The sequence below is a fragment of the Nocardia lijiangensis NBRC 108240 genome (assembly GCF_001613045.1).
In the GTDB taxonomy this organism is placed as follows: domain Bacteria; phylum Actinomycetota; class Actinomycetes; order Mycobacteriales; family Mycobacteriaceae; genus Nocardia; species Nocardia lijiangensis.
The window spans coordinates 99,875-117,340 of the sequence record NZ_BDBP01000001.1; the positions used below are offsets into that span (position 1 = coordinate 99,875).

Sequence of the window (17,466 nt, forward strand, 5' to 3'; positions counted from 1 at the left end):
CGTCAAAGAGTGGATTCTCCGGGTGCGACCACCCCGTGGTCAAACGCAAAGACGATCGCGGCCGCCCGATCTCGCAGGTCGAGCTTGCCGAATATGTGTCCGACATGGCTTTTCACGGTGACTTCCGAGATCCCCAGCTGCCTGGCGATTTCCGCGTTCGCGCGGCCGCGGCCGATGAGTTCGAGCACCTCGTACTCGCGCGCGGTCAAGTCCGCGAGCCTGCTGTCGGCGCGGGTGCTGACCGGACGGACCGTTCGATAGGTCGACAGCACCCGGCCGGTCACCGAGGGATCGAGCCACGCACCGCCGGTGGCTACCATCCGCACCGCGCGGATCAGGTCCTCGGCGGGTGAATCCTTGAGGATGAACCCGGCGGCGCCCGCACGCAGCGCGCCGGACAGCAGCTGGTCGTCGTCGAACGTGGTGAGCACCAGCACCGGCGGCGCGCCCTCGACGGTGCGTAGCAGCCGGGTGGCGTCGATGCCGCCGACGCGTTTCATCCGCAGATCCATCAGCACCACGTCCGGTTTGGCGGCGGCCACCGCGGCGGGCACCTCGTCGCCGTCGGCGCATTCGGTCACCAGGAAACCGTCGCGACGGCGCAGGATGCGGCGCAGTCCGCCGCGCACCAGCTCCTGATCGTCGACGACGAGGACGGCGATGACGTCGGCGTCCGGCGCTGCGGCTGTCACGCGCCCTCCCGCATGGCGTTCCACGCACGGAAGCCGGCGGGCGGTGGCACGCCGACGGCGTCGACGAACAACCCCGGCAGCGAACACGACGTCCACGCCTTGGTCGCGACCAGCGGAAACTCCGCGCGCACCGACCAGCCGTCCTCGGTGGGTCCCGCGGTCAGCCGTCCGCCGAGCAGCTCCGCGCGCTGCCACATGCCGGACAGACCCATGCCGTGCCCACGCTGGGCGGGCAGTCCGCCGGGCAGTGTGTTGCTCACGGTGAGCGCGGCCGTGGCATCGTCCACCGCGAGCAGGACGGTCGCCGTCGCGCCCGGCGCGTGCTTGACCACGTTGGCCAGTGACTCCTGACCGATGCGATACAGCGCAAGACCCACCGCCGCCGACACCGGGGACAGATCGTCGGTGCACCGGTACCGCACGTCGAGTCCGGCACGGACGAAATCGCCGACCAGGTCTTCGATGTCGCCGACGCTCGGTTCCGGGACCAGCTTCGAGGGCCGCTTGTCCAGCACCCCCACGGTGCGCCGGATGTCGGCCATCGCCTGGCGGCCGAGGCGTTCGGCGTCGACAAGGGCCTCCACCGCCTCGTCCACATCGCGGTCGGTTTCCAGCGCGTGCCTGGCCGCGGTGAGGTGCAGCAGCGTGATGCTCAGCGAATGCGCGATCACGTCGTGCACCTCGCGGGCGATCCGGCGGCGCTCCTCCTCGGCCGCCTGGGCCGCGCGCATGTCCTGATAGTGGCGTTCCTGGTAGAGGAAGCGGCGCTGGTACTGCAGCATCAGTCCGCACAGGAGCCCGAGCAAGATGCCGATGCTGTACATCGGCAGTCCTTCGAAGCGTTCGGTGTCGGCGCTCCACAGCACGTGGCCGAACAGGTCGAAGGCCACCAGTTCGGCTACCGCCGCGACCGCCACCGCGACCCCGACCCGCACCGACGCGATCGCCGCCACCTCGCCGACGACAATGACGAGCACGAACGGCGCGAAATCCGTCGAGACCGGTTGGAGCAGGAACAGTGCCGCCGCGGCCATCCCACACACGCCGAGGGTTGCGGGATTGGGCACGACGCCGAACAGGCAGAACGCCGGGAGCGAGATGAACAGCAGCAACATGGCCACCAACGGCAACGCGGTCGGGAAGTAGTCGTGCCGCTGCACGGTCGCCGCGACGCCGATCACGAAGGTCATGATGTCGGCGATGATGATCACCTTCGGCGGATAGTCGAACGGCAGCTCCGTCACAGCGCGGTGGAACGTTCCGACCGGATCGCGCACGAACGCGCGGACACGATCTCGCGGACGCCCGCGCTGTCGCGACGGAGCCGCCTGCCGGGCGCCCGCCGGCGAAGGGATGGCCTGCGTCACATCCATGCTGCCAGGCTAGTCGGCCGAACGACGCGGACGCATCGTTCCGGGAACGGTCCGCCTCTCCTACCACGGTAGGAGTTCGATTCTCGTCCGCGGCACGACGACACCCTGGCCCGCGCTCCGTAGCGTTGGCCGCATCCTCGCCGTACGGCCTGATCGGCGGTGCGGCGGACGCATCACGAAAGGCCGATGTCATGTCCTGGGAAGATCAACACGCTCGGACCGAAATCGTGCACACCGTGCTCGCCCGCGCCGCGGTCGATCCCGAAAGCCCCGACCTGTTCGCGGGGATCGAGGGGCTGGATCGACTGTTCGGCGGCCCGGAGGGTGTGCTGCTCACCCTGAGATACCGGTGGCAACTGCACTTGGACGTCAAAATGGAGCAGGCATTGACGCAGGGGCAATCCGCGGTCGAGGCCTATCTCGAGCTCGCTGCGGAACAGCCTGCGCTGCGCGCGGTGCTCGATTGCCAGTATCGTCGCCGCCATCTGATGTCCGAGGCGCTGGCACGATAGCACCCGAGAGACGAAAGAAAGTGGGGGACCGGCTATGTCGGAACCGGCCATGCTGGAACTGTCGCACATCGTCAAGCAGTACCGGGTCGGTGACCAGACGGTGCGTGCGCTCGACGGGGTCGGATTGCGTATCGAGACAGGCGAATTCACGTCCATCATCGGACCGTCCGGCTCCGGCAAGAGCACGCTGCTGCATCTGCTCGGCGCACTGGACAGTCCCGATGCCGGATCGATCCGCTTCCAGGGCAACGAGATCGGCGCGCTGAACGAGGAACAGCAGTCCGAGTTCCGTCGCCACCAAGTGGGTTTCATCTTCCAGTTCTTCAATCTGCTGCCGACGCTTTCCGCCTGGGAGAACGTCGCGATCCCGAAGTTGCTGGACGGCACGGGATTACGCAAGGCCAAGCCGAAGGCGCTGGAACTGCTCGAGCGCGTCGGTTTGAGCGACCGGGCCGAGCACCGTCCCGCCGAACTGTCCGGCGGCCAGATGCAGCGGGTCGCGGTGGCCAGGGCGTTGATCATGGATCCGCCGCTCATCCTGGCCGACGAACCGACCGGCAACCTGGACTCCAAGACCGGCGCGGCGATCCTGGAACTGCTGGGTGACATTGCGAGCAACGGCAATTCGGTGGTCATGGTCACCCACGACATGGGCGCGGTGGAGTACTGCGACCGGGTGATCACGTTGCGCGACGGCAAGATCGGCTCCAACGACCGGGTCGAGCGCGACGCCCGCAGCAAGCCGGACGAGGGCTCGGCGCTGGACGAGGGCTCGGTGCACGCATGATCCGGGCCGGATGGGATCGGCTGCGGCTGTTCAACATCGGCGAACTGCTCGCACATCGCGGGCGCACCGTCATGTCCCTGACGGTGATGGGCGTGTCCGCCTCGCTGCTGGTCGCGGTGCTGAGCATCTCCGGTTCGGTGACCGGGTCGGTGGACCAGCTCGCCAAGGCGCTCGGCGGGAAGGCGGTGCTGGAGATCACCGGCATCACCGACGCGGGCTTCGATCAGCAACTGCTGCCGCACATCACCGCGACCCCTGGCGTCGGCACGGCGGTGCCGATGCTGCGCGCACAGCTCGGCGCGGGCGAGGATCGCGCGCTGCTGCTCGGCGCCGACACGAGCATCACGGCGCTCGGCAGCGAACTCACCGGGCCGATGAGCGCACAGGCAGGCAAACTGGTCACCACGCCCAACGGCGTGCTGGTCGGCGCCGCGATGGGCCACGCCGAGGGTGACCGGTTCCCGCTCGGCACGGGCACCGTCACGGTGGCGGGGGTGCTCGACGCCGAGGCGTCGGACAAGCTCAACGGCGGCCACATCATCGCCGCCCCACTGGGATTGGCGCAGCAGCTGACCGACCGGGCCGGCAAGCTGGACTCGGTGCAGATCATCGCGGCCGACGGCGCCGACGTCGACGAGCTACGCGCCGCGCTCACCGCGGCGGTGGACGGGCGCGCCGTCGTCGCCGATCCGGATCTGCGCACCGCGCAGGCTAGCGGGGCGATCCAGATCGTCCGCTACTCGACACTGATGTCCTCGGCCGCCGCGCTGATCGTCTCGGCGTTCCTGATCTACAACGCGATGAGCATGGCGGTCGCCCAACGCAGGCCGACGCTGTCGCTGCTGCGCGCCATCGGCGGCAAGCGCGGCCCGATGGTGCGCGATCTGCTGGCCGAAGCCGCGTTGCTCGGCGTGCTCGGCAGCGCGTTCGGCGCGGTCGTCGGTATGTTCATGGGCCGCGTTGCGATCGACCGCCTGCCCGCCGCCATGGTGCAGTCGGTGGAGGCGCGCACCGAGTACATGGTGCCGAGCTACGCGATTCCGGCCGCGGTGGCGGCCTGCGTGCTGGCCAGTGTCATCGCCGCCGCTCTCGCCGCCAGGCAGGTCTACAAGGTGCAGCCGATCGAGGCGCTGGCGCCGGTCGGCGTCGGCCAGTCCGATTCGGTTCGCCCGCTGCTGCGCTGGGCCGCGGCGATCGTGGGCATCGGGCTGGCGGTGGCTGCCGTCCTCGTCGCCAGGGCCGACCTGGGCAGGCTTTCGCTCGGGTCCATCACGATGTCGTTCGCGGCGGCGGTGCTCGTCTGCTTCGCGGCCACCGGACCCATCGTGCGCACCGCCGCGGCGATCGCCCGCCGCTTCGGCGCACCCGGCGCACTCGGCTCGACCACCCTGGAACGGGCGCCGCGCCGGGTCTGGGCGACGGCGATGACCGTGCTGATCGGCGTGTCCGCCACCGTGGCGATGGGCGGCGCGTCCACCAACATGGTCGACTCGGCCACCGCCAGCTTCGAGGACCTCGGCAACACCGACGTCTATGTGAGTCCTACGGCGATGGAGCAGTTCCCGACCGGACCGGTACTGCCCGCCGAACTGAAGGACGCCATCGCGAAGGTGCCCGGCGTCGAACAGGTGAATCCCGTGCAGATGGCCTTCGCCACCCTCGGCACCGGGCGCGTCATGCTGCAGGGCTATCCGACCGTGCGGGGCGAGGTGCGCTCGAGCTCCGTCGACCGGAATGTGGTGCCGCGCATGACGACCGGCGAGGGCGTGGTGATCTCTCGCGACGTGGCGCGCTCACTCGACGTGAGTACCGGGTCGGAGCTGACCCTGCAGACCCCGACCGGTCCGCACCGGGTCGAGGTGTTGCAGGTGATCCCGTACATGTCCGCGATCTCGGGCATCGTCATGATGGACGTGGAATACCTGCGGCAGTGGTATCAGCGACCGGGCGAGACCCTCCTGGCCATCGAGACCGAGCCGGGCGCGGACGCGGACGCGGTGCAGGCGGCCGTCCGCGCCGCCGTGCCGGAGCAGATCCACGTGACCTCGGGCGCGGACGCCGTGACCGCGATCTCGTCCAGCATGCGGCAGGGTTCGGTGATGAGCCGGGCGATCCTGTGGATCGTCGTGCTGGTGGCGACCATCGCGCTGCTGAACACCCTGATGCTCTCGGTGCTCGAACGTCGCCGCGAACTCGGCGTGCTGCGCGCCATGGGAACCAGCCGCAAATTCCTGCTGCGCTCGGTGCTCGCCGAGGCGGCGGGCATCGGACTCATCGGCGCGACAATAGGTCTCGCGGTGGGCGCGGCGGTCCAGTATCTGGCCACCGTCGCCATCGGCCACGCCATGACCATCGACATCGTCTACGAGCCGAGCCCGATGCTGCTGGTCTACGGCACCGCCGCCCTCGGCCTCGCCCTGCTCGGCTCCATCCCGCCCGCATTGCGTGCGGCGCGGATGCCGATCGTGGAGGCGTTGGCGGTCGACTGAGCGGGATGATGTCGGCGGCGCTGCGCTATCGCCGCGGCGCCGACATCATCCCGGCACCGCCGGACATCCACGCGGCGCCGCCGCAACCCTCGCAGCGCCGCCGAAATGGCGCCGTCGTTCACCACTCCGCCAGCTCGTCCGCGGTAGACAGCAACGGCAGCTGGGGATTCGGACTCGCCCTGCTCGGCTCCAACCCGCCCGCATTGCGTGCGGCGCGGATGCCGATTGTGAGGGCGATGCGGTCGACTGAGCGTGATGTCGTCGGCGGCGTGGAAGTCGATACGAGGCGAGAGAGTCTGTCGTCACACAGGTTTCATACGCATCACAGCGTCGGTGCCTATGTGAAGCATGTCGAGAGTCTGTGGATCGAAGGCATGGGGGATCCAGGGCTGCGTACTGGAAGCGGAGTGCGATTCGTTGCGGCGGCATGGAGTGCCGCCACCCCCGTCATCACAGTGGCGCTGTCGTCCACCACTCCGCGAGCTCGTCCTCGGCAGGGGGCAGCGGTACCTGGGGATTTCGGGCGGGGCCCCGATGGCTCGCGTACACAAGGTAATTCGCGTGAGTCGTCTCGGAGGGGAAGCCGACCACGAGTCTCGCCGTGTAGTAGTAGGACGGCACTGGTCCCGGCGGATCCGCCCTGATCCACAGGTGCTGGGTGAAGGGCACACCCGACTTGCGCCCCGGCGTCGCGGCGTTGGCGGGCAGCTTCTCGACGACCGAGCGCGCCGCGGCAGCGGACTGGTACTCCAGCACGGTGTAGCTCATGCCGAACGGGTTGCCGACGTCGCGACGGCATTCCCAGGCGAGGATCCACGGGCTGGAGGTGAGCGCCTCCTCGTCGATGTTCAACCGATCCCCGCGCTTCTCGGCGTAGCAGGTGGCTTCGTCGTAGCCCTCGCCAATGCTGCCCTCCTCCTGCGGCAGCAACGTCGGGAACGCTCGCCTGCTCGCCGCCAGCGGATCCGGGGCAGGCGCGGGCGAAGCCGCCTTCGGTAGGGCTGTCGCCGGGGCCGCCGCGGTCTCCTGCCCCGAATCGGACCGTGACACGAGCACGACGACCGCCCCAACCGCGAGCGCGACGACCACCACCAGCCCCAGCGCGAGCACACCGAACACCCCGGCGAGCCCGCGGCGCGGCGGCACCGGCTGGACCCCTGGGTGATTCGGCCCGTGCGGTGGATATCCGGGAGGTGGACCGGATGCCCCGTTTACCGGCCCCGGCATCGGCGGCACGACCGGCGGCGGCGCGGCGCGGCCCGGTGAGGGCGCAACCGCGGAGCCCCGCCGCTGCGCACCGCCCGCAACCGCGCCGGACTGCGCACTCCCCATCGGCGATACACCCGGAGCTTCGAGATGACCGCCCGCAGGCCACGACTTCTCTTCGCCGCCAATGGCTTCTGCTCCGGGCATCGGCGGTACGACCGGCGGCCCGACGAGACTCGGTGACGGCGTTGCAGCAGAGTCCCGCCGCTGCGCACCGCCCTCGGCTCCGCCGGACTCCTCGCTCTCTACCTGCGATGCTCCCGCAGGTTCGGGACGATGGCTCGCAGACGACGGCTTCTCTTCGCCGCCAACGGCTTCCGCTCCCGGCCGAGGCGACTCGGATGAACCCGCGGCCGCCGACTGCGACAACGCATCACCCTGGCCCGGCGCGGCAGCATCCTGCGAAGACGGTTGCGGCGGCTCCGAATGGCCTCCCAGCGTCGATGATTCCTGCCCCCTCGCCATGCCTTCCTGCTCGGGCGGCATGTCTGAACCAGACGCCGCCCCACCGGCCTGCGCCCCGGCTACTTCACCGCTTCGCACGGACGCACCCTCGGGTGCGCCTACCGCGGCCTCGCCGTGCATCGACGGAGCGCCACCCGAATCGGCCGTCGCCACCTCGACCGGCTGCGATGCTCCCGGAACTGACGGCAGAATGCTCTCTTCGAAAGCGTTCGGCGACACCGATATCGGAGCAGACTGCGGCGGAACCGGCGGCTGCGGCACTGGGGCGGCTAACGGCTCCGCCGCAGCAGGCTGACCAACTCCGGGCGGAGAAGCGTTCGGCGGCAACGGCATCGGAGCCGATTGCCGAGGAACTGGCGGCTGCGACGCCCAGTCGGCCAATGGCTGCGCGGCGGCAGGTTGGCCCGAGCTGGGCTGAGATACATTGGGCGGCAACGGTACCGGCGCTGGTTGCGGCTGCCCCGGCGGCTGCGGCAGCGGCTGCTGCATCGGGTCGGCCGACCGCTGCGCCGCGAAGTCTTGGGCCGATCCAGACTGCGATGCGTTCGGCGGAACCGAAATCGGGGCAGGCTGCGGTGGCACCAGCTCAGCCAACGGCTGCGCCGGGGCTGGTTGGCCCGAACCAGGCGAAGGCGCATTGGGCGGCATAGTTACCGGCGCAGATTGCAGTGGCGCTGGCAGCTGCGGCGACGACTGTACGGCGGCAGGTTGGCCCGGTCCGGGGGCAGGTCCTTTCGGCGGCGACGGAATCGGAGCCGGCTGCGGTGGAACGGGCGGCTGCGACGAAGGACCAGCCAACGGCTCCACCCCGCGCTGGCCCGCTCCAGGCGGAGATGCACTGGGCGGCACCGGCATCGGCGCAGGTTGCGGAACCTGCGATTGCGCCGCCGGGGCAGCCGACGATTGCACCGCGGCAGGCTGACCCGCTCCAGGCGACGGTGCGTTCGGCGGCACCGGCGCAGGATGCGGCAAACCCGGCTGCTGCGACGATGGGGCAGCCAACGGCTCCGCCGCAGCAGGTTGGCCTACTCCAGACGGAGATGCGTTCGGCGGCACCGGTTGCGCGACGGGTGGTTGGCCTGAACCAGGCGGAGAAGCGTTCGGCGGCACCGGTATCGGCCCAGGATGCGGCGGAACCGGCGACTGTTGTACAGGCATGGCCGGCGGTTGCACTACTCCCGGGCGACCCGGCGGCACATTCGGCGGGACCGGAATCGCAGCCGGATGATGTGGCGGCGGAATCGGCGGAGGAGGGACCTGCATCGGAACCGGTTGCGGCGGAATCGGTTGCGGTGGCATCGGTTGCGGTGGCATCGGCCGTGCCGGGTGCATCGGCAAGGGTTGGGGGTAGCCGGGTGGCGCCGGGTACGGCTGGGGCGCGTAGGCGGGTGGGGGGAGGACCGGTAGCGGGGGCGGTCCGACCGCGGTGAGGGCCTTGCGGGCGGCGGAGGCGAATTCGGCGCACGAGCGGTAGCGGTGTTCCGGGCGTTTCGCCATGCCCGCCGCGAGCACCGCGTCCAGGGCGGGATTCAGGCTGGGCCTGCGCAGCCGGACCGAAGGCAACGGGAGTTGGAGGTGGCCGTGGATGATGTCGGCGGGGTTGTCGGCATCGAACGGCCCGACGCCGGCCAGCAGCCAGTACAGCGCGCAGGCCAGTGAGTATTGATCGGAGCGGTTGCCGAGGGGCGCGCCGGTCATCTGTTCCGGCGAGGCGTAGGCCAGGGTGGCGGTGAACATGCCGGTCTGGGTGAGGTGAGCGGAGTCCTCGCGCAGCCTGGCGATGCCGAAATCGGTGAGGAAGACCCGCTCCCCCTGCCCGCCGCTGGACCGGGCCAGCATGATGTTGGCCGGCTTCACGTCCCGGTGCAGCACCCCCATGCCGTGCGCGTAATCCAGTGCGTCCGCGACGCCTTCGATGATCTGCACGGCCTTCTCGGGCGGCAGCGCCAACGGGTTCACCGCGGCGGCGTCGACCCCGTCGACGTACTGCATGGAGATCCACAGCTGCCCGTCCTCGGAGCCACGGTCGTAGACCGCCACGATGCTCGGGTGGTCCAGCTGCGCGGCCAGGTCGGCCTCGCGGTCGAAGCGAGCTCGCACCTCGGCGTCCAGAAACAGATCGCGGTTGAGGAGCTTGAGTGCGGTGAGCCGGGACAGTCTGGGATGCCGGGCGAGGTAGACCAAGCCCATTCCACCCTGCCCGAGCAGCCGTTCCACGGTGAACCCCGCGAACACCTCACCGCTAGTGAGCAAGGCGACCCCCTTTCGGTCCAGAACAGCCAGCCTAATGGACGCCGCCGGACCAGGTCCGTCGATGGCCTGCGCAGACCGAAGCGAAGGCGGAGGTATGCCGCCGGACGAGTCCGTCGACAGCCCAGCGCACGGTCATAGCGAGAAGACACTGATAGACGCAGCCGGACAACGGCCATCGACATCCCCACGCACGGGCCACAACGAAGGCCGAAAGTCCCTGGTCGGAACCCCGTCGGAGCACGCGGTTTCGAGTTCTGCGCGCGGATCGGCAAAACTATGTACAGCACATCATCATCGCGTCACTTCCCACGAGCGAGAACGGTGGTGGGTTCTCGGCCGGTGATTCGCCCGGACGGGTTGGACGGGTAGTTGGCACCGCCGAGGGCAGCGCGGCACGCACGCGCGGGCGGTGGGGAGGTTTGACGGTGGTGAAGTCGGCTCGAATCGTTTCCGTGTCTCGTCCGCTGCTACGCGGAGCCGTCGCGGCGACACTGCTGGCCATGGTGTCGTGCGGCCTGGGGCCGGAGCGGGCGGAGAAGCACACCACCGCGACCGTGGCCGCGCAGACGGCGGGCACCTGGGCCGCGGGACGCACGGTGAGCCTGCCGAACTCGCTCGCGGCCGATTTCACCCAGCTGCACCCCACCCTGCGGGGACAGGTCGGCTTGGCGATCATGCCGGTAGGTGGTAACCGGATCACCGTCTTCGGGGATTGGACCACCGGCATCGCCTGGTCCACGATCAAGGTTCCGCTGGCGATCGCGGCGCTGCGCCACGACCCCGAGGGCGCCATGCCCGACGCCGAGGCGGCGATCACCGTCTCCGACAACGCCGCCGCCGACGCGCTGTGGAATTCGCTCGGCAACGGGCTGGAGGCGGCGCAGGCCGTGCAGCAGGTCCTCGACGAGGCGGGCGACGCGGTCACCGGCGTGGCGGGCCCGCGGACCCGGCTGGACTACAAGGCTTTCGGCGCGACCGAGTGGACCCTGACCGATCAGGTCCGCTTCGCCTCGCGCCTGCCGTGCCTGCCGCAGACCGAGACGGTGACCCGGCTGATGGGCGAGATCATCCCCGACCAGGCCTGGGGTCTCGGAACCTTGGAGGGCACCGAGTTCAAGGGCGGCTGGGGCCCCGACGACGAGACCGGGGTCTACACGGCGCGCCAGTTCGGGTTGCTGCCGAGCCGGTCCGGTCTGGTGGCGATCGCCCTTGCGGCACAGGCGGATTCGGGCGGCTTCACGGACGCGACCGCGCTGCTGGACAGCCTGGCTGCGCTGCTGGGCCGCCACGTGGACGAGCTGCGCGGCGGCAAGTGCACGGACTGATCAGCCGGGCGTGACCAGCCCGGATTCGTAGGCGAGCACGACGGCCTGCGCACGGTCGCGCAGGTTCAGCTTCGAGAAGACCTTGGAGACATGGGTTTTCACGGTCTGCTCGGCCACGAACAGCGCCTCGGCGATCTCGGTGTTGGACATGCCTTTCGCGATCAGCTCCAGCACCTCCCGCTCTCGCGGCGTGAGGGTGGCCAGTTGCGGCGCGGGTTTGGCGCGCGTCGCGGCCCTGCGGCTGGTGACGTCGGCGATGAGCCTGCGGGTGACGGTCGGCGCGAGCAGCGCTTGCCCGTCGGCGACCACCCGCACCGCGCGCACCAGCTCTTCGGCGGGCGCGTCTTTGAGGAGGAACCCGCTGGCGCCCAGGCTGAGTGCCTCGTACACGTAGTCGTCGATGTCGAAGGTGGTCAGCATGAGCACCCGCACCGGCGGGTCGAAGCCCGCCGCGAGGATGGCGCGCGCCGCGTCCAGCCCGTTCATCTCCGGCATGCGCACGTCCATCAGCACGACGTCCGGGCGCAGCCGTTTGGCCTCGGCCACCGCGACCTTGCCGTCGGGGGCGTCGCCGACGACGCTGATGTCCGGTTGGGCGGCGAGCAGCGCGCCGAAACCCTGGCGCACCATCGCTTGGTCGTCGGCGATCAAAACCGTTATTGCCACGCGCCTACCCTAATTGCCGCGCCCGCACACGTCCGATCGCGGAGGTACGCCCCCGAGGTACGCCCTCATGGACGCCGCCAGGCGAAGTCCGGCGTAAGCCGCGCATGGCCGGAGCGGAGGTGCGCCTTACTGCACCGGCGGCGTCGCGACCGGCACCGCCGCGGGAGCCGCGAGCACGGCGCCCAGCGGGAGCCGGGCCTGCACCTCGAACCCACCATCGGCGCGCGGACCGGCGGTCACCTCGCCGCCGACGGCCAACGCTCTGGCCCGCATGCCCGCGATGCCGTGTCCGCCGTTGCCTACCGGCCGCGCGGGCGTCGCGCCGGGCCCGTTGACGACGCGCAGAGCCAGTTCCGCACCGCAGGCGATCTCCACCCGCACCGGCGCCCCCGGTGCGTGCCGCGAGGCATTCGACAGCGACTCCTGCACGATCCGGTACAGCGCGAGCCCGGTGGTCTCGGGGACCGAGCCGACGTCGCCCTCGATCGTCCAATCGATCGTCACGCCTGCGCGCCGGGCGCCCTCGAACAGCGCGAGCACGTCCTGAGCCTTCGGCTGGGGCGCGTGCTCGGGCAGCTGACCGTCGCTGCGCAGCACGCCGAGCATGCCGCGGATCTCGTTGAGCGCCTCGCGGGCGGTGGCGCCGATCGATTCGAATTCGGCGCGCGCGGCCGGGGTCACGCCCTCCACCCGGTACGGCGCGGTCTGCGCCTGCACCACCACGAGGGACATGTGGTGGGCCACCACGTCGTGCAGGTCGCGGGCGATGCGCGCCTTCTCCTCGAGGATGGCACGGCGGGCCCGCTCCAGCTCGTTCTCCTCCTCGCGACGCACCAGTTCCTTGCGCGAGAGTGCCAGCCACCGGACGAGCAGGGCGAACAGCACCACCGCCGCCAGCGCGATGGGCCAGCCCCACGCCGCGTTGGCGAACGCCTCGCCCTCGCCCGGCATGGTCGTGCCGAACAACAGCGAGGTCGCGCCCCACACGACCGCCACCGTCTGCACCGGAGCGCGCAGTCCCACCGCGAACAGCAGCGCGATCAGCACGATCACCTGCACCACCTGGAACGGCAGGTCGTTGTTCGGCTGGTGCGGGATGGCGAGCGCGATGAGCAGCGCCGAGCCCGCGGAGATGGCCCAGCCCAGCGCCGGGTTGACCCGCACGAGCAGGATCGGGAACGCGGCAAGCGCGGCGATGAACGGCTGCGCTCCCGGCGACACGGCGTGCGTCACGTGCAGCGTCGGCCACGCGACGGAGTAGAGGATGAGCGCGCTGAGCACGACGAACGCGTCGAACCAGAGGCGCGCGTCCATCCGCTTCGCCAGGCCACGGGTCTTCTCCTTCATGGTTAAGACCCTAGAAACCCCGGCCGGGCCCGTGCCTCATACCCACGGGTGAATTCGGACCCCGTACCCCGGGGTGAGCCGATCCACCCGATCCCCCGACGGCACGGCGGCGCAAACCCCACTTCGGCGGGAGGCCGGTGAGCGTGCGCCGTTCTTAGCGTCGAGGCCCATGAGGACCGAGACCATCACCGCCACCGACCGCCGCCCTGCCGCCCCCCTCGGGCTGCGCCGGGTCGCGGCGCTGACGGCCGCGGCGCTGACCACGATGTCGGCCACCGTCGCCATGGCCCCCGCCGCGCAGGCGGCCATCGCCGCGCCGCCCGTCGTCGAGAACGTCGCGGCCGCCACTGCGGTCGCCGCGCTCACCGCGGGCGAAAATGGCTCGGCCACAAACCTTCCCGACGATTTCACGGCCGCGCTCGGCTACCGGCCGGTGCCGGTGCACGGCCTGCTGACCAACCCGGGCGGCGACTGCTCCTCGCCCGTCCCGCTGCCCGCCGAGTTCGACACCGCTTGCAAGGCACACGATCTCGGCTACGACCTGCTGCGCTACGCGGATCTGCGCGGCGAACCGCTCGGCCCGTGGGCGAGGCAGGCCGTCGACGCGGCGCTCGACCGCCGGATGCAGGAGGCCTGCGACGACCGCACCGAGTCGTGGGCGCGGGCCCGGTGCTACGCGATGGCCGACATCGCCGACACCGTGGTGGACCTGAACTCGCGCCGCCAGCACTACGGCGCACCGGTCGTGGAGACGCTGCTCGGCGCGGGCGGTGCGGCGTCCGGGCTCAGCGGATGGCTGGTCGGTCTCGCCGGGCTCGGGACACTGGGCCTCGGCGCACTCCTCGCGCTGCTCCTCGGCGCACTTCGGCAAGCGCCCGACGGTCGATCGGGCCACACCTTTCTCACGAACAGTGCTGCTGCTGTGCGAGTTTCGGCATGACCATCACGACGCGGCGAATCGCCGAAACCCCTCGACGCACACCGACGGCACCGCAACCACATCACCCGAGATGGGCACGGCTCGCCACCGCCTGGACTGCACCACGCATTGGGACGACGCTGGGAGTCGGTGCCGGAACACTCATCTCGCTCGCGCCGAATCTCCTCCCCCGCACGCCCGGCGCGCAGGCGGTGCTCACCGCCCTCCTGATCTCGGGCGCGCTCGGATTCGCCGTGGCACTGCGATTCTTGCTCGGCCGCTTGCACTTCGACGTCGACGAGCGCTTCGGTCGCTACCGCCGGGCGCTGCTCATGGCGGTCGGCGCGGCCGTGATATTCGCCGCCTGGCGCGCCGGACACTGGCAGAACGACCTGCGCGCCGCCATGGGCACGCCGCCGATCGGCCCCGGCTACTGGCTGCGCTACGCGTTCGGTGCCGCGGTGCTCACCGGCCTGATCGTCGGGGTGGCCAAGGCGCTGGGCTGGGCACTGCGCAAGCTCGGCCTGCTGCGCGGACTGGTGCTGGGCCTGGTCACCGCGGCGGTGGGCTACCTGGTGCTTACGCCCGCGGTGGTGGGGTGGCGTCAGCAGGTCTACGCGGCCGCCAATGTCGCGATGGATCCGGCGCTGACGCAACCCGTTTCGCGCACCAGGTCGGGCAGCGCCGAGTCGGCGGTGAGCTGGCCTTCGCTGGGCGCGCAGGGGCGCAAGTTCGTCAGCGGGCAGCCCGAAGGACCGGTGCGCGTGTACGTCGGCGTCGATTCCGCGCCGGACCTCGATTCCCGTGTAGCACTGGCGATCCGGGAGCTGGAGCGCTCGGGCGGGCTGCATCGGTCCAATATCGTGGTCGCGCTGCCGACAGGATCCGGCTGGATCGACGCCAACGCGGTAACCGGGTTCACCGAACGCTTCGGCGGTGACGTGGCGGTGGTCGGACTCCAGTACTCCTACGCGCCGAGCTGGGTGACGTTTCTCTTCGGCCGCGCCGACGCGGTGCGGGCCGCCAACGCACTCTTCGATGCCGTGGAGCAACGCCTGCGCGCCATGCCCGAGCCGCCACGACTGTTCGTCTACGGCCAGAGCCTCGGCGCGCTCGGCGGCAGCGCGATCTTCGCCGATGACGCCGAGCAGGACCGCCGCACCTGCGCCGCGCTCTGGGCTGGCCCGCCCGCGGGCGAGGTGCACCGCGCAGGCGCGACCGTGCTGGCCAACAGCTCCGACCCGGTCGTGCACTGGTCGCCCGCCCTGCTGTGGCGCGCGCCCGACCTGGCCGGCGCGCGGGTGGACGCGCCTGTCCCGCGCTGGCTGCCGGTGGTGAGCTTCCTCCAGACCGCCGCGGACTTGCTCGCCGCGCTGGACGCACCGCCGGGCCACGGCCACCGCTACGGCACCGATCAGGGCACGGCGCTCGGCTTCTGCTGAGCGCACCGCTCAGCGCCGGGCTTCTGCCGAGCGCCGCTGAGCGCGCCATCCATTGACGCGGCAATAGAACTTGTTCTAATTTCCTCCCATGAGCTTTGTCATCGACGCGGCCGTGTACATCGACGCACCGGCCGACCTGGTGTGGCAGGTGATCACGGACCTCCCCCGCTACGGCGAGTGGAACCCCTTCGTCAGCGAATGCGAGAGCACGCTGACGCCCGGCGAGCCGATCGACATGCTCGTGCAGGTCTACGGCTCCACCCCGCGACGCCAGCGCGAGTGGATTCGCAGCCACACCCCGGGCCGCGAGCTCAGTTACTCGATGAGGCCGGTGCCACTGGGCGCGCTGCACAGCCTGCGCTCGCACACCGTCACCGCGGTGAGCCCCGACCGCACCCGGTACGAATCGCATTTCGAGCTCGGCGGCTGGTTCCATCCGGTGGTGGCCGCGGTGCTCGGCGCGAATCTGCGCCGCGGTTTCGAGGGCATGACAGCGGGCGTCCAGCGCCGCGCCGAGACGTTGCGCACTGCCTGACACACGCCGGGAATCGTCCCGGCGCTCTCGTGGTTGTGTCGTCGGTGTTCGGCGATACGCCGAGTTCGACCACGAGAGAACGGATTACGTCGTGCGCATCGTTCGAGCCCTGCTGGCTCTGCTGCTGATCCTGCTACCGTTCACCGCCGCGTCCGCGGGCGCTCGCCCCGCGGAGCCGCCGGGGTGGACCGCGGCGTGGGCAACGTCGCCGCATTGGCCGAGCCGCGCGTTCGTGACCAACTGGGCGCAGGAGGGCTTCGCGAATCAGACGCTGCGCCAAGTGGTTCGGGTCAGCGAGGGCGGGCTCACCACCCGGGTGCGGCTAACCAACCGCTACGGCGCCGCGCCGCTGACGATCACCGGCGCGACCATCGCGCGGACCGCCGGCGCGGGCGCCATCCGGCCCGAGACTCTGTCGCACCTGACCGTCGGGCTGTCACCGACCTTCGTGATCGCGCCGGGCGCCGACCTCGTCACCGATCCGATCGCGTTGCCGCTCAATGCCTTCGACTCGGTCACCATCACGCTGTACTTCGCCGAGCCGACCGGCCCCGCCACGCAGCACTCGCAGGCCATCGCCACCACCTACCGCGCCGCGGGCGATCACCGCACCGACCCGACCGCCGCGGCATTCACCGAGTCCACCCCGACCTGGTACTACCTGGCGGGCGTCGAAGTGGCCGATCTCGCACCGAACCCACCAGCCGTGGTGGCCTTCGGCGACTCCATCACCGACGGCGTCGGGTCGATCACCGACGCGGACAACCGCTTTCCCGACGAACTCGCCGAACGCCTCGCCGCGGCGGGCGCCCCGCGCGCAGTGCTGAACCAGGGCATCGGCGGCAATCGGGTGACCGTCGACTCCGACTGGCTCGGCGACAGCGCGCTGCGCCGCTTCCAGCGCGACGTCCTCGACCAGCCGGGCGTCGGCACGGTGATCATCCTGGAGGGCGCCAACGACATCGGCCTCAGCGCGGGCGCGGCCAACCTGGGTGAGCCGCCGACGCCGGTCTCGGCGGACCAGCTGATCGCCGCGCACCGGGAGCTGATCGCGCGGGCCCGCGCCGCTGGACTTCGCGTCATCGGCGCGACCATCCTGCCGTTCGGCGGTTCGCCATACGACACGCCGGAGGGCGAGATCAAGCGCTCGGCCGTCAACGAGTGGATCCGCACCTCCGGCGAGTACGACGCGGTCGTCGACACCGCCGCCGCGCTCGCCGATCCGGCGGACCCGAGCCGGTTGCACCCCGCCTTCGACAGCGGAGATCGCTTGCACCCCAACGACGCGGGCTACCGCGCGATGGCGCAGGCCGTGAACCTCGCCGACCTGCGCTGAGGCGTAAGACCGACCGAGCACCGAAACGGCGAGCGGGCCGGGGTATCGCACCCCGGCCC

13 protein-coding genes are annotated in these 17,466 nt (G+C 70.6%); 8 read left to right on the forward strand and 5 right to left on the reverse strand.

Going from position 1 to position 17,466, the window contains the following annotated elements:
• Positions 1-2: 2 nt before the first annotated feature.
• Together NL1_RS00415 and NL1_RS00420 are read right to left on the reverse strand one after the other, a co-directional pair.
• Positions 3-692: a response regulator gene (locus tag NL1_RS00415; RefSeq protein ID WP_067832939.1), complete on the reverse strand. Its 690-nt coding sequence runs from the start codon at positions 690-692 to the stop codon at positions 3-5.
• Entirely contained in the window at positions 689-2,065 is a 1,377-nt protein-coding gene (locus NL1_RS00420) for a sensor histidine kinase (RefSeq protein WP_067832696.1), read from the reverse strand. Before NL1_RS00420 ends, NL1_RS00415 begins: the two co-directional genes overlap by 4 nt.
• Positions 2,066-2,256: 191 nt before the next feature.
• Between NL1_RS00420 and NL1_RS00425 the strand changes: the two genes are divergently transcribed.
• Genes NL1_RS00425 through NL1_RS00435 form a run of 3 tightly spaced genes read left to right on the forward strand, consistent with a single transcriptional unit; the run spans position 2,257 to position 5,853 of the window.
• Positions 2,257-2,577: a hypothetical protein gene (locus NL1_RS00425; RefSeq protein WP_067832942.1), complete on the forward strand. Its 321-nt coding sequence runs from the start codon at positions 2,257-2,259 to the stop codon at positions 2,575-2,577.
• Between the two features lie 34 nt (positions 2,578-2,611).
• Positions 2,612-3,364 (forward strand): ABC transporter ATP-binding protein, encoded by a 753-nt coding sequence (locus NL1_RS00430; RefSeq protein ID WP_067832698.1) that lies wholly within the window; start codon positions 2,612-2,614, stop codon positions 3,362-3,364.
• Positions 3,361-5,853: an FtsX-like permease family protein gene (locus NL1_RS00435; protein ID WP_067832700.1), complete on the forward strand. Its 2,493-nt coding sequence runs from the start codon at positions 3,361-3,363 to the stop codon at positions 5,851-5,853. Before NL1_RS00430 ends, NL1_RS00435 begins: the two co-directional genes overlap by 4 nt.
• A 450-nt stretch (positions 5,854-6,303) precedes the next feature.
• Here NL1_RS00435 and NL1_RS38840 read toward each other — a convergent pair whose 3' ends face one another.
• The gene (locus NL1_RS38840) at positions 6,304-9,837 is read right to left on the reverse strand and encodes a serine/threonine-protein kinase (protein ID WP_176580412.1); all 3,534 of its coding nucleotides are present in this window, start codon (positions 9,835-9,837) and stop codon (positions 6,304-6,306) included.
• A gap of 452 nt (positions 9,838-10,289) precedes the next feature.
• Here NL1_RS38840 and NL1_RS00455 point away from each other — a divergent pair, with 452 nt between their 5' ends.
• Positions 10,290-11,162: a serine hydrolase gene (locus NL1_RS00455; protein WP_245673020.1), complete on the forward strand. Its 873-nt coding sequence runs from the start codon at positions 10,290-10,292 to the stop codon at positions 11,160-11,162.
• On the opposite strand, the gene NL1_RS00460 is transcribed toward NL1_RS00455, so the two are convergent.
• Together NL1_RS00460 and NL1_RS00465 are read right to left on the reverse strand one after the other, a co-directional pair.
• Positions 11,163-11,828, reverse strand: coding sequence for a response regulator (locus NL1_RS00460; protein WP_067832709.1), 666 nt, complete (start codon positions 11,826-11,828; stop codon positions 11,163-11,165).
• Positions 11,829-11,954: 126 nt separating this feature from the next.
• A complete protein-coding gene (locus NL1_RS00465) occupies positions 11,955-13,175 on the reverse strand; it encodes a sensor histidine kinase (protein ID WP_067832711.1) in 1,221 nt (406 codons plus the stop codon).
• A gap of 169 nt (positions 13,176-13,344) precedes the next feature.
• On the opposite strand from NL1_RS00465, the gene NL1_RS00470 reads away from it, so the two are divergent.
• The 4 genes from NL1_RS00470 (at position 13,345) to NL1_RS00485 (ending at position 17,407) form a co-directional block, all read left to right on the forward strand.
• Positions 13,345-14,115: a hypothetical protein gene (locus tag NL1_RS00470; RefSeq protein ID WP_067832713.1), complete on the forward strand. Its 771-nt coding sequence runs from the start codon at positions 13,345-13,347 to the stop codon at positions 14,113-14,115.
• Positions 14,112-15,536, forward strand: a complete 1,425-nt coding sequence (locus NL1_RS00475) for an alpha/beta-hydrolase family protein (RefSeq protein ID WP_084510186.1) — start codon at positions 14,112-14,114, stop codon at positions 15,534-15,536. Before NL1_RS00470 ends, NL1_RS00475 begins: the two co-directional genes overlap by 4 nt.
• A gap of 88 nt (positions 15,537-15,624) precedes the next feature.
• Entirely contained in the window at positions 15,625-16,071 is a 447-nt protein-coding gene (locus NL1_RS00480) for an SRPBCC domain-containing protein (protein WP_067832715.1), read from the forward strand.
• A gap of 91 nt (positions 16,072-16,162) precedes the next feature.
• On the forward strand, positions 16,163-17,407 hold the full coding sequence (locus NL1_RS00485; protein WP_067832718.1) for an SGNH/GDSL hydrolase family protein: 1,245 nt from the start codon (positions 16,163-16,165) through the stop codon (positions 17,405-17,407).
• Positions 17,408-17,466 lie beyond the last annotated feature (59 nt).